The sequence below is a fragment of the Affinundibacterium nitidum genome, from assembly GCF_014284155.1.
Classification (GTDB): Bacteria; Pseudomonadota; Gammaproteobacteria; order Burkholderiales; family Burkholderiaceae_D; genus Undibacterium; species Undibacterium nitidum.
Genome location: NZ_JACOFZ010000006.1, coordinates 34,763 through 49,167, shown reverse-complemented (window position 1 = coordinate 49,167; position 14,405 = coordinate 34,763). Strand labels below are relative to the sequence as shown.

Annotated in this window: 8 protein-coding genes; all 8 read right to left on the bottom strand. The window is 47.5% G+C overall.

Annotation, left to right across the window (positions count from 1 at the left end; all coding sequences use genetic code 11):
* Positions 1-306 precede the first annotated feature (306 nt).
* The 8 genes from H8K36_RS14390 to H8K36_RS19640 all read right to left on the bottom strand — a co-directional run bounded on the left by H8K36_RS14390 (position 307) and on the right by H8K36_RS19640 (position 14,356).
* A complete protein-coding gene (locus H8K36_RS14390) occupies positions 307-1,320 on the bottom strand; it encodes a LacI family DNA-binding transcriptional regulator (protein WP_186917198.1) in 1,014 nt (337 codons plus the stop codon).
* A 116-nt stretch (positions 1,321-1,436) separates the two neighbouring features.
* A complete protein-coding gene (locus H8K36_RS14385; RefSeq protein ID WP_230404652.1) occupies positions 1,437-3,959 on the bottom strand; it encodes a TIM-barrel domain-containing protein in 2,523 nt (840 codons plus the stop codon).
* A 73-nt stretch (positions 3,960-4,032) separates the two neighbouring features.
* Entirely contained in the window at positions 4,033-5,736 is a 1,704-nt protein-coding gene (locus H8K36_RS14380; protein ID WP_186917197.1) for an alpha-amylase family glycosyl hydrolase, read from the bottom strand.
* 89 nt (positions 5,737-5,825) lie between these two features.
* Positions 5,826-7,172, bottom strand: a complete 1,347-nt coding sequence (locus tag H8K36_RS14375; protein ID WP_186917196.1) for an MFS transporter — start codon at positions 7,170-7,172, stop codon at positions 5,826-5,828.
* A 54-nt stretch (positions 7,173-7,226) separates the two neighbouring features.
* Entirely contained in the window at positions 7,227-8,426 is a 1,200-nt protein-coding gene (locus tag H8K36_RS14370) for a cation:proton antiporter (protein WP_186917195.1), read from the bottom strand.
* A gap of 108 nt (positions 8,427-8,534) precedes the next feature.
* On the bottom strand, positions 8,535-10,061 hold the full coding sequence (locus H8K36_RS14365; RefSeq protein ID WP_186917194.1) for a tryptophan halogenase family protein: 1,527 nt from the start codon (positions 10,059-10,061) through the stop codon (positions 8,535-8,537).
* Positions 10,062-10,295: 234 nt separating this feature from the next.
* On the bottom strand, positions 10,296-13,124 hold the full coding sequence (locus H8K36_RS14360) for a TonB-dependent receptor (protein ID WP_186917193.1): 2,829 nt from the start codon (positions 13,122-13,124) through the stop codon (positions 10,296-10,298).
* A 701-nt stretch (positions 13,125-13,825) separates the two neighbouring features.
* Positions 13,826-14,356: a hypothetical protein gene (locus H8K36_RS19640; protein ID WP_304941539.1), complete on the bottom strand. Its 531-nt coding sequence runs from the start codon at positions 14,354-14,356 to the stop codon at positions 13,826-13,828.
* Positions 14,357-14,405 lie beyond the last annotated feature (49 nt).

The window sequence follows — 14,405 nt, the reverse complement described above, 5'->3', positions numbered from 1 at the left end:
GGAGAATCAGTGGACATCCACTTCAAGAAGAAACAAAAAAATAAGCGAGTTACAAACTCGCCTCTGCCATCACTTGCACATCAGTCTATATCCCAGCGAAAGACTGATCGACAAGTAACCATCAACCTTTCAACCTGGCTCACGGAAAAATACGCTGAACTCATTGTTTTCCCGACCTGCTCGCAAAATAGTGTTTTCCGTAGACAATACTTTTTCGAGGTGAAACATTTTCAAAAACACTCACCCCAAAAAATAAAAAAACGAGCCGTGGCTCGCTTTTCATTTTACCTTATGAAGTGACGCAAACTACCCCAACTTCACCTGCCCCACAGTCTCGCCCGGCACCAGCACCGGTTGCCACAACACTTGCAATTGTTCTGGCGGTGTTCCCGCTTGCAGTGACAGCAGCATCTCTATCATCTTCGCGCCTGCTAAGTCGGGGTGTGGTTGGTCGATCGTGGTGACGTGGTAGCCTGCAAGTGAGTCTTCCATTTTGCCCCAGACGATGATGGACATGTCTTGACCGATTTTGACACCCGCATCGAGTAAAGCACGCATGGCGCCTACACCTGACATGTGGTTGTCGACGATGACCGCGCTTGGTGGAGTGTCGCTTGCCAAGATCTTCTGCATGGCGAGATAGCCGCTGCGTCTGTCGTTGGTGTTTTCAATTAAGTGGCGTGGGTCTGCTTTGAGGCCTGCAGCGTCGAGTGCCTTGCCGAAACTAGCGAAACGTTGGCGCGCGAAGTTCATGTCGAGCGGGGCGCTGATCAAGCCTATGCGTTGATGGCCGTGTGCCAGTAAATGTTCGACAGCGATACGCATGCCAGCTTCGTTATCGTAATCGAACCAGGCATGCGGCTCATTGATGCTAGTACGACCGTGCGCGACAAAAGGGAGACCTTGTTTCGCCAAATAAGCAATGCGTTCATCATACAAATGTGTACGACCGACGATCAGGCCATCAACACGGCGTTCTTTGACGATGTGTTCGTAAGCGCGTAATTCATGCAACGGCGAGACTGGCGCCATGATAAGGTCCATCTGGCGGGCTTCTAGGGCTTCCACCATACCACCGACGATTTGCATGAACATCGGGTCGGCTAAATCATTGGGGAACAAAGGATGGACGATACCAATGACGTTCGTTCGGCCAGAGGCAAGGCTACGCGCCATAGGATTAGGGCGATATCCAAATTCTTCGGCGGCCGCTAGCACGCGTTGGCGCGTACGTTCGCTGACTTCAGGATAACCATTCAGGGCGCGACTCACCGTCGTTTCCGAGATCCCCAATTGTTGAGCAAGGCTTTTCAGGTTCATTGAAGCAATCTACCAGAATGAATTTCACAAAGCGTGCAGTGTAAAGCCTGACGCCCCCTATGACAAGGAAACCGATACTTTCCGCTGATCGGCCCCTATCTTTGCATACGCGACAACTACCACAGCACCTTCAACTGATTCTTACTACCGGCTTTCTCACTCAAACTGACTCTCAGCTCTTGTTGCTGAGCTTCCCACTCCATATTTACAGGCGCGCCATTGAGCAATACTTGTTTTGGTTGGCTGGTAATTTGATGCAACACCACAAGCGTTTGGCGTTCTTGCTTCAATGCTTGCGGTGCTGCCTTGCCAAGAGTCTGCTGTAATTCAATCATCAAGGATGCTGGTTTTGTATTGCTCGGCTTGTTCCATTGCGCCTTCAGGTGGCTTAGACGATAGATTCCTTTTGCCCAAGCATCTGACGTCAGGCCATCATCTTCATAGAGTTGACGCTGGCTGTTAGCGACGCTTTCATCATGGTAGTAATGCAGCTCAAGTTGGCTGCCGTCATAGAATTGAGTGCTTTGTAACTTTGCTTGCTCGGGCACCATAGGAATAAAAGCACCAGCACGAACAAACACAGGAATATGGCTTGCTTCTAGCTGCTCTAAGCTTTGGCTCGCTGCCGCATGACGTTGGCCGGAATAGAAATTAATCCAGGCGCTATCAGCTGGGAAGCGCACATTCGCCGTCTTTTGGCCCGGGTTGGTCACCGGTTGCACCAAGAAATCTTGGCCCCACAAAAACGTGCTGGCGTCTTTCAAGAGCTCAGCATTACCCGGTTCAGCAAAGAAACCGGGGCGCATCAAAGGCATGCCGGTTTGGCTATTCTCAAACGCTAGCGTGTAGTTGTACGGCAAAAGGCGATAGCGCAATTCAATCGCTTGGCGCGCCAAGGCTTTGGCTTGCTCTGAACGGAAGATAGGCTCGGCAGGCACTTCTTCTTGTGCGTGCGGACGGAATACCGGTTGGAACACACCGTATTGCAACCAACGCGCATATAGCTCGTCATCAAGATTTGCGCCGGCAAACCCGCCTAAGTCTGAATGCATATAGGCCAAGCCTTGCATACCCATTTGCAAGGCGATTTCGGTTTGCGAACGTAATCCACCCCAGGTGCGATTAACGTCACCGGACCATGGAATCAAACCAAAGCGTTGCGAACCAGAAGAGCCTGCACGCATCAAGATAAATGGACGTTGCTGTGGAAAGTCTTTGCGGTAGCCATCAGCCACCAGCTTTGCCCATTCGTGCCCGTAAATATTGTGGACTTCATCGGCACTCGCCCCTTCATGTTTTAGCGCGCTTGGATGCACTTCAGGCTCGCCCAAATCACCCCATACACCTGCTACACCTTGTTGTGCTAAGTCTTTATAGATATTCCAAAACCAAGTGCGCGCTTGCGGTTTGAAGACATCGATTAAGCCTGTGTTCCCGAAATAGAAATCATAGGTGAAAGGCTTGCCTTTGCCGTCGGTCGCCAAAATACCTTGGTCAACCGCCTCTTTCCAACGCTGCGAGGTCGTCAAAATGAAAGGCTCGGTAATTAACACGGTCTTGACGCCTTGCTGTGCAAAGTCGGCAATCATGCCACGTGGATTTTTGAAATTGTCAGCATCGAAGGCGAGATTGCCCATGGTGCCTTTGATATCCTTGCCGAACCAGTACAAGTCGAAAATGATGGCATCGACCGGCATTTTTTCAGCGCGGAATTGGGCGATGACTTTACGTGCTTCGTCTTCGCTGTGATAACCAAAACGGCTGGCAAAATTACCGAAAGCCCAGCGCGGTGGCAGTGGTTGTTTACCTGTGAGGCCAACATAGTTAGTCACCAATTCTTGCCAATTTTTACCAGCGATGACTTGGTAGGTTTTACGACCACCGATGGTGTCGTAGTTCAAGGAATTATCGTGCTGACTATCGAGATCAAGATGACCGATGGCTGCATTATCGAAATGGATCGCATACAACTTTGATGAATACACCAAAGGAATACTGTAATTCATTTGTTGTGAGCGCTCTTCGTAACCGTAATGCGCCTTGTTAAACAAAGGCAAGCGATTGCCGCGACGATTCATACCTAGTGCACGTGCACCGCCACCATATAAAGCTTCGTTGGCGTCAAGATTAAAACTCAGGCGTTCACGATTCGGCGTGAGGTTAGGGTCAGCATCTGCTTGTTTGTCTTTGATGGTTTGGTACCCGAGCTTTTCCGACGTCAGCAGTTTGTCTTGGTAAAAATACTTCAGCTGAAATGGGGATTTACGAATTTGCACGCTCAAGCCTGCGCTGCCGTATTCTACATACGCACCCGATTGCACAAAGCGGGTTTTCAGCCTTTGCGGCACGGCGACCACAGCATGTGACTTGTTCTTGATCAGATCGCTGCCTGCAGTAGCACTACTTTGCTCTTTCGGAATAAAACTGGTTTCAAAAATCTCGTTTGAGTAGGGCTTGATCACATACACGCCATCATTGGTGCGCACTTCCACGTGGTCTTTAAAACGTTTCGCAGACTCAAAACGTCGCTCGGTGTTTTGCGCATGCGCGGTCGCGCTCATCGCACACAGGCTCATGACAGCAAGACTCACCAGAGATGAGGACAAAGACAAAGCAGGCACACTCAATTTTTTCATCATACTTTTCTTTTCAAACGACATCAGATAAAAGAATCACTTGGCGAGAACAATCGCCCACCAAAATCAAAATAGATTATTTCGCGCTCAATAGCAGCACCGGAAAACCAGTGGAAAAAACTAATTTACCGTCTTTGACCACGCTCTCAGTTCCGCTATAAGCGTCATGCACACGTTGCCCTTCTTTGAACTGTCCTGCTGGGATCACGTGTTGCGGCGCTTTCGGTAAATCAAGTGCGACGATGACGTAGTCTTGTTGCGTACCCTCGTGCAAACTGCGTTCAAACACATACGGTGATGCTTGCAATTGTTGATGACGCCCCATCCCAACAGCGAGATGCGCTTGACGGAATTGCCCTAGCTTTTGCCAATGACGCAGCACATCTTGGTAATTCACGCCCGCTTGATCTGGTAAGGGAGAATTGCGTTTGAGATCATCCCAATTCATCATCGAACGCAACACCGCATCGCCTTGTGCTTGTGGCTGCACTAATGAACGTGCGGTTTCATCGCCGTAATAGATCTGCGCCGCACCTGGTGCTAACAAGAGCTTGTTGGCGGCTTCGAAATTGCGCTTACGTGCAGGATCGAATGGTTTGTCATCATCGTGAGAGCTGATGTAATTTAAGACGGAATAGTCTTTCAATTCGCCATGCAGAATCTGATCATAGCGGGAGAAGATGGCTTCGTATTCTTGGTGAGCAGCGAACTTCAAACCGAAGTTAATCATGCTGTCGAAGCCATTGGCGTAATAATTCACACGCGTACCGCCATCCATGCGGAATTGCAAACCGTCTTGAATATCGTAATTGTAGGCTTCAGCGGTCATGAAGAAGGCCTCGTTGCTCAACTTACGCTTTGGATGTGCAGCCTTCCATTCTTCGTAGGCCGCGCTGGCCACCTGCTTTAACTCTTTCCACACTTTGGCTTCAACGTGCTTGACGGTATCAACCCGGAAACCATCAACACCATATTTTTTAATCCAGTCGGCATGCCACTTCATCAAATAGAAACGCGGCGCACGTGGATAGCCGGTCTTCGCGAAGAACTGATCTAGCTCTTTCACTTCTTGTTCGTAGCGCCCTTCTTTCTTCCACTTCGCAACGAGCATCGGCGGCAATGCCACCGCTTGATCGCTCTCGGTCAGAAAGTCAGGTAAGTTTTTTACCAAGGTACATTTGATCGCACCATCGGCGTTTTTGTAATCACATTGTGGTGAGGTCCGCACCCAATCGGCAGGCCAAACTGGATCTGTTTCTGTGACCGGCCCCGTGTGGTTCATCACCACATCGAGCAACACACGCATGCCATGTTGGTGTGCGGTTTCCACCATTTCTTTAAAATCTTTGTCAGTACCCAGATTGGCATCGACGCGCGTGAAGTCTCTCGCCCAATAACCGTGGAAACCATAAGACTTACCTGTACCTTCATCCGTACCGGCATGAATCTGCTCAACAGGCGGCGTCATCCACAAAACATCGACACCGAGTTTTTCGAAATAGCCTTCTTTGATTTTAGCGGTAATGCCTTTGAGGTCACCGCCCATATACCCGCGCAAGGGCGCGGCGTCTGCTTTTCGCCCGTAACTCAAATCATTACGATGGTCAGCATTGTTGAAGCGATCAGTCAACAGAAAATAGACAGTGGCATTTTTCCAATGAAATGCTTTGGCCTGCACCTTGCTGGTTGCAGCCATTACCGCATTTGGCTTCGCTTGCACACCAGACATCATAGCTAGCGAGGCCACTAAGCTTAAACCTACAGTCGTTATTTTCGTCATTTTCGTCGTTGAGCGCAACATGGTGAACCTTCATGCTTCAAAAAAAAACGCCCCGCATTTTTTGGTGTGCGAGGCTCAAGCGGTAATTCTTATACTGAAGTAGCGTCTACTTTGTCTGCATCATCTTGCACGACCAATGTCAGCAATCCCGCTAACACCATGCATGCGCCACCGAGCATCAAGACTTTGACTGACTGGTTGGCAAAGAAATTCTTCAAAATCGCACCCAATACAACGCCCGCGACGATTTGCGGAATCACCACGAAGAAGTTGAACAAGCCCATGTAGTAACCCATCTTATTTGATGGCAGGGAACCTGCGAGGATGGCGTAAGGCATAGTCAATACGCTCGCCCAAGCAACACCAACACCCACCATAGGCAATAACAACATTTCTTTTGATGTGATCGCGAAGATACTCATCAAGCTAACACCACCGATGACGAGGCAAATCAAATGAACAGATTTGCGGCTAGTAAATTTGGCCAACCATGGCAAGAGGAAGGCTGCAATCGCAGAGACACCGCCATACATCGCAAACATAATACCAACCCAGTTACCCGCTTCTTGGTATGCACTTGATTGCGCGTCAGTTGCATGGAACACACCATCAGCAATCGAAGGCGTGGTGTACACCCACATCGCAAACAAGGCAACCCAAGTAAAGAACTGCACAATCGCCAGTTGGATCATGGTCTTAGGCATTTTGAAGAAACCGCCTAAAATCTCTTTCACTGCATTGACCAGACCTTTATTGGCTGCGCGTTCCGCTTCAAACTTGGCCATATCAGCTGGTGCGTCTTCGGTGCTCGTCAATACCGTCCACAACACAGAAAGGAAATACACTGCACCGCCAACATAGAAAGAGTACTTCACGGTATCTGGAATAGTGCCGTTCACAGCATCATTACTGACACCAAGATAGTTGGTAAAAATGGTTGGCAACAAGGAGGCGATTACACCGCCGCAGCCGATAAAGAAAGTCTGCATCGCGAAACCACCGGTTTGCTGGCTGGTGTTCAACTTATCACCCACAAACGCGCGGAAAGGCTCCATCGAAATATTGATGGAAGCATCCATCAACCACAACACAAACACCGCCATCCACAATGCCCCAGAGTTTGGCATTAAAAACATCGCAATCGATGCCAACAAAGAGCCGATGAAAAAGAATGGACGGCGACGGCCCCATTTCGGATGCCAAGTATTGTCGCTGAGATAGCCAATTACAGGCTGCACTAACAAGCCAGTGATCGGTGCAGCTAACCACAAAATCGATAGCTTATCGATGTCGGCACCGAGCGTGGCGAAAATACGGCTGGTATTGGTATTCTGTAAGGCAAAGCCGAATTGGATACCGAAAAAACCCAAACTCATATTCCATATCTGCCAAAACGACAGACTCGGTTTACTACCTGATACGCTACTGTTTTGCATGGTCTTCCTCTCAAAAATCCCTACGATCCTAATTACTATTCTTAGTTACTATTCTTACGTACTGCGCTGTATTAACTCACGCAGCTTATTCAACTTCGGTTGAACTACTGGCACGGTCAACATCGTGCTGCCGATGGCCATCAATAGCAGTGCCGTAAATGTGGCATCGGTGATCACGCCTTTGTCTAACAAAATATTGGCAAAGATAATCATGATCAAGGCCTTGGTCTGCAATAACCAAGCGATGATGCTGGCTTCACCTTTTTGCCACTTCAATATACGACCTGCAAGTTGGACGCCAACCCATTTGCCGCTAATCGCCGCCACTAACAGCGCAGCAGCTGCGATGAACACGGTGACGCCACCCAAGGTCCAATTTGTTTTCAAACCCGTACTCAAGAAAAACACGGGCATCATCACCAGCAACACGTGGTGGCGTAAGGCATCCATTTTTTCCTGATCAAACCATTCGGCATCCATCACCGCGCCGGCTAAAAAGGCACCGACCATGAAATGCAACCCCGCCCAATCAGCCGCCAAGGCGCAAATCGCTAACCAAATCAAAGACACAAACCAGCGATCTCTTTCAGCCAAGCTTTGCATTAAACGGCGGAACAAGTAGGCCACAATCGCAAACGAGACTAAGAAAATCGCCTGTCTTCCAACACGTGTCCAATCGAGCATGATTAATGCTAAGACACCCCAAATCGCAATATCGTCAACACTGGCGTAACGCAAAATACGTTGTCCCATTGGTTCGCGCAGGATCTGCATTTTCTCCATCAACAAAATCAGAATCGGTAATGCAGTCACCGCGCACGCCATGCCAATGCCGAGAACAAATTGCCAAGGTAATGCCTTGCTCCCCATCCACCCGTCCGTCGGCAGCATCGCCATCGCAACCACAGAACCAAACATGAGCGGCACGCATAAGGCTAAGCCTGCCGTGATACTACTTTCGCGCTTATGCTCCCAGGCTTTACGTAAATCGAGTTCGATGCCTGCAATCATCACGAACAACATCACCGCCCACCATGCGATACCGTTGAGCGAATGCACAATCGTCGGTGCAAATACAAACTTATACACCTCGGGAAACGCATTCCCCAACACGCCAGGCCCCAATAAAATGCCGGTAATAATTTGTACCACCACCAAAGGCGCGTAATAGTCGGTGCGACCTACTCGCCAAATCAAATAAGGCAAAGTAAAAATCACCAACATCGCCAGCAAAAAAATCTCTGTATTACTCATCGTTCACCTCCCCTAAGTTGTGAGCTAGGACTTACACAAAATTGTGCTGACAAGGCGAACATAACAAGGCCAACATCTGTTTTGCGTGAGTCCTATCGTAATCAGATTTTACATGCGTGGTGATGCACAATGTTTAGCAATATAGGCAGCATGGTCAGGCATCACATCAACGCACTTGGCGATGACTTGACGCACGCTTTCTAAATATTCCAGAGTACCCTCTTCGGTTTGCAAGTCGACTAGTGGGTGATAGCCTTCGACCGGCATATTTTGCCCTTCGAGTACCTGCAACCAACCAATCTCGGCGAACAACTCGTCGTCAACGCGCAGCAAACGTCCGCTGGCACGGTACATTTCCATCTTGTGAGTGAGGCTATCCGGCACTGCCATCTCGGCGCAGTTGTTCCAGAAGGCGGAGTCTTCACGCTGGTTTAATTTGTAATGCAAGATCACGAAATCGCGAATGCGCTCGAATTCGAAGCGGCTTTGGCGGTTGTATTCCTTGATATCCACTTCATTAAAATGACGGCTCGGGAAAAAGTTGATCAAGCGCGCAATCGCTGTTTGAATCAAATGAATACTGGTCGACTCAAGCGGCTCTAAGAAACCACCCGCCAAACCAATTGCGATGACATTTTTATTCCATGCTTGCTTACGCATTCCCGTCGTAAATTTGATTAGACGTGGGTCAGCCAATGGCTTGCCATCGAGGTTTTCCAACAGCGTTGCCGCCGCTTCATCTTCGCTCGTGAACTGACTACAAAACACATGACCATTACCAATACGATGTTGCAGCGGAATGCGCCATTGCCAACCTGCTTTATGTGCAGTTGAGCGGGTATAGGGTGTAAGCACTGGCGCGGATTCACACGGCACTGCCAAAGCACGATCGCACGGCAAATAATGGGTCCAGTCTTCATAGCCTGTTTTGAGCGTTTGCTCGATCAACAGCCCACGGAAGCCGGAACAGTCGATAAATAAATCGCCTTGAACTTGCTCACCATTTTCCATGACAACAGATTCGATAAATCCATCGCTCTCGCGCTGTTTGACTTGGGTAATTTTGCCTTCAGTGCGCACCACTCCACGCGCCTCAGAGAATTTACGTAAGTACTTGGCGTACAAACTCGCATCAAAATGATAGGCATGCACGATTTGGTTCAAAGGCGAATTCGGCACGCTCAAATCGGCAGGCATGAACTTATTTTTCTTCGAAGCCATACGCGTGATTGAATATTCCTCCAGCTTCGCCACTTTGCCTTGCAGATTATATTTTTGCCAGTACTGATCAAAACGCACCGTCCACATCTCTTGACCGATGGTGCCGAAGCCGTGCATATAACGATCGCCGAGACGACCCCAATTCACAAATTCGATACCGAGTTTGAAGGTACCTTGAGTCTCACGCAGAAACTCGTTTTCATCGATACCGAGAATTTGGTTATAGCGCTGTATCATCGGAATCGTCGCTTCTCCTACACCGACAATGCCGATTTCATCTGATTCGACGACGCGAATATGGTATTTGCCTTTTAGAACAACGGCCAGAGCTGCCGCTGTCATCCAACCTGATGTACCACCGCCGACGATCACGACGTTTTTAATGGCTTCGTTGCGATTTGCTTCGTTATTCATTACAAAATCTCTTATCAAAAAGAATTGACGGAAAACCTGCACATACTCTACCGTGGATTAGCCCGCGATAGAAGCCTACTGCACAGAAAGGCACGCAGAACTTCATGCACGTTCTCGTTTCAAGCCAAAGTCGACCAGGTTTTACGTAAATTCTCTTTCTTTGCCATCGCCATGTCTGCGACGGGTAAAAAAAAACCCCTGCCATGCCGCGCAGGGGTTTTATACGGGTTCAGATTAGAACTTGTAGTTTGCGCCGAACAAATAAGTTCTACCGTAGGTAACTTTATTTGTAATGACGTTAGGATCTGTGTTGTATTCTTGGAATGGTGTGTTATTCCAGTTATTCGCTTGAATCAACAAAGACAAACCTTTCAAGTAACCTGTTTTGAACTCATAAGATGCTTGCAAGTCCACCAGTGTTTCGCCTTTAACCATCGTCAACTGCATATTGTCTTGATAGTCGCTGACTTGACCCAAGAAGTCAGAGCGCTTACGAGCAGCCCATGCAAATTGGAAGCCATCTTTTTCATAGTACAAACGCAAGTTGGATACTTTCTTAGACAAACCTGGCAATGGAATATTCGCAGAAGATACTGTGATATTGCTAAAACCGAAGCCTGGTAAAGTGATTTGGCTATTTGTATCAGAGTGGTTAACCATGACACCGAAACCATCGAGGTAGCTTGAAACCATGTTCAACGGAATGTTCAAAGACATTTCGAAGCCAGAGATCTTACCGCCTTCACCGTTACGTGGTGCAGTCAACAAACCGACTGTTGAACCTTTGTATGCACCAGTCAATGGCAATGGTGTGTTTGCACTTACGAATGGTTTGTAGTCAAACGTTGTCGGTGCGCGATAAATGTAAGTATCGAGCGATTTGTAGAAACCAGCAAAGCTGAAGTAGCCTTTGTTACCGAAGTATTTTTCATAGGACACGTCCAATGCTTTAGCCAAGAATGGCTTCAGATTTGGGTTACCGCCGCTACCCGTCAAGATTGGGTTGTTACCTTGTGTTGTAACACCAAATTGTTGGCTTGCACGCATGTCGTCCATATTGGCACGAGACAATACTTTCGCCAAACCTAAACGGATGAACTGTTCGTTACCCAATTCGAAAGATACGTTTGTACTTGGCAAGATGTTCGAATATGTCGTACCCGCACCTACCACTTTAGATGGGCAAGTGGCCGCTGTAATACCGGTACAGAAAGCCAAATCAACTTGAGCACCTGTCGAGAATTGATCTGTATTGACGAACTGCACACCAACGTTACCACGATAAGGAACACCGCCCAAATCGCCATCGAGGTCGCCCATTGCATAGGCTGTAGTGACTTTCTCACGAACAGACCAATCTTTTGCCAACACAGATGCGTCTACCCATTGTGCCAAGCTATAAATTGGACCCAAAGAGCCTTCTGGATCGAAGGAAACGATAGGCAAGCCTGTTGTACCCGCTGTACCTACAGCAGAACCTGGCACTGTAGCACTTGCGTAGCCATTAGCACCTTTGACAACCAAGCGACCTTCTTGACCAGCACGGATTTTTTCACGATCGTTGTAGTTCAAACCGAAGTGAGTATTAACGATTGGGCCCCAGCTTACTTCGTGGCTTGCAGCGATACGGAAGCTATTCACTTTATCGTTTACTGTTGGCAATGCTACATAACCAGCTTGTGGAGAATTAACACCACCACCCCAGCCGTTCACGTCAGTCAAAAGAGCAACGTTACGATCACCGTAGTTCAAAGATGTCGTGTACTTAACGTCATTGAAGTTACCGCCATTGAAGCCCGTGTAGCTAATAGAGCCCAAGCTCGCTGCATTGCCTGGTTGACCTGCTGTTGTTTCGTAGCGAGATGCGTCTTTTTTCGCTTTAGAGTAAGACAAATCTGTTTTCAATTTCCAGTCATCGAGTTTCAGTTCAGTATTCCAACCGATCGATGTGAATTTGTCTTTTGCGGATTCTTTATGGTTACGCACTACACCTTTGTAGTTGCTGAATGTACCAGCTGTAGCGACACCATTGGAATCGATTGTTGCATTTGACAATACGCCGTCTGGATCGTAACCACCAGCAGAACCAGCGATCGCGCCTTCCAAACCAGTTTTCTTCAAGCTGTTGCTACCTGCAGAGTAGAACATATCGACTGTCGATTTGAAGTCTTTGTTTGGTTTAAATTGCAAAGTAACGGAAGCACCATCACGATCGCTCTTACTTGTTTCAGTATCAGCACCGAAACCACCGATCGTTTTAACTTTCTTACCTTGATAGTCTACTTCTGGGCTCCAACCGCCCCAAGTATTGAAACGTTGTTGCGCGCCACCATCTTCTTTGAACTTAGTAAAGCCCAATGCCAAACCGATTGTACGGTCAGCAAATTGATCTACATAAGAGAAAGAGTAACGATCGCCTGAACCTTCGGAGGAAGTTTTCACGCCAGTACGTTGCTTGCGATACGCTGCAGAGATCACTTGCTTACCGAAATCCAATGGCTTCAAAGTATTCAAGTCGATAGTCGCTGCCAAGCCTTGACCAACCAAAGAAGCGTCTGGTGTTTTGTAGATCAATACAGAACCCATCAATTCCGCTGGGAACAGATCGAATTCTGGTGCGCGTGCATTACCTGTGGAAGCTTGCTCACGGCCATTCAATAAAGAACCGTTGAACGATGGTGCCAAACCACGAATACTGATGTCAGCTGATTTACCAGAAGAACGGCTACGTTGTGAAGTAACACCTGGCAAACGGGAGATAGATTCAGCAACGCTGGAATCTGGCAACTTACCGATATCTTCAGCAGAGATCGCTTCCACGATGGATGTGGAGTTTTTCTTTAATGAAATCGCAGCTTCGATACCACGACGAATACCTGTCACAACAACAGTATCAGGCGCTTGCTCTTGCGCAGCAGCTTTCGGTGCTTCAGCTTGTTGCGCGTACACATTGCCAGAGCTCAATGCAAACATCACAGCACAACCGGCTGCGATTGGGGTCATTTTTAATACAGCACGATTCAGGCTTGATACCTGTTGTTGCTGACGGCTTTTCTGTTCCATACAAATCTCCAAATAATTTTTGTGAGGCTCAAATTCCAATTGGGGGGGAGGATTTCTAAAACTACTGCGACTTCTTATTGCAACCGAATTCGACTTGGCACTTTTCTTTTCCAATTAAATTCTTGAAGCTAGTTTGTACCAAAACTAAATCGTATGTCAACCATAAATAATTCGAATAACTGCGACAAAAACCGCCTCTCCTCTAGAGCAATTTGGTAGAGCGTGGCTGGAAAACCACAGATTTCACATTTTTTTAAATGTAGTCAAACTACATAACGAGAATTTTATTATCAAGTTTTCACGACAATATTCAAAGCGCTTTACATTTTTTTTCAAAAAAAACTCAAAGCGCTTTAGATTTTTTATTGAGCAAAAATCCAAAGCGCTTTCAGTAGGGCAATTGTTTTTACAATAAAGACCATTGATTACCTTAAGAGACCGCAATAAGAACACTAGGTAGCTTTTCAGCTATCATAGATTTCAGCGATTCATACCCCGAAGTGATGATACCAGTTGCAATTAAGATCACTTAACGACGAATATTTCACCCACTGAGCGATACTCCAACCGGCCCAAACTTGCCAACAAATAAAAAAGCCACGATAAAATCGTGGCTTTTGAGACTCTTGCTGAGATTCGTTTATAGACTAATTTTTTAATGAATTAGCACCTACCAACGCAGCTCTGCGGCTGACCCAAATTTATTTCGCTAATTTGGGGCGACCTGCTTTTAATGCTGGCAATGCAGCGATCATCGCTTTCAACTGCGTCATCTCTGTCTTTTTCAACAATTCCAGGCCGATACGCAATAATTGACTCTTTTTCACTTCAACTCCAGCTGCCAAACAGGCTTTTTTCACATCACCAAGGACAGCATATTCAGCTTCAGGCATCGTGAAGCTATCGCGAACCAATTTTGGTTTCTTGATCTTTTCAACTTTTACTGCGGGAGCTTTCGGCTTATTTACTGGCTTAGTTGCTGACTTCACCGCTGGCTTAAGCTGCACTTTCTTTGCTGCGGGGGTTGCCACCTTCGCGACTCCCTTCTTCGCTGCCACCTTAGAGCCCGCGGCAGGCTTCGCGCTTGGTTTAGGCGCTGCTTTAGCATTTACTTTAACTGGCTTTGCCGCTGCATTCACAGGAGCCAATTTTGCGGCCGTCGCAATCACTTTAGCTGACACGACTGAAACTTTTGATTTAGGACTTACTTTTTTCTTCGCTGCGGTAACCATTTTTACTCCTGTTTCGTGATCCTACAATATTAAAAATATCTCAAATACA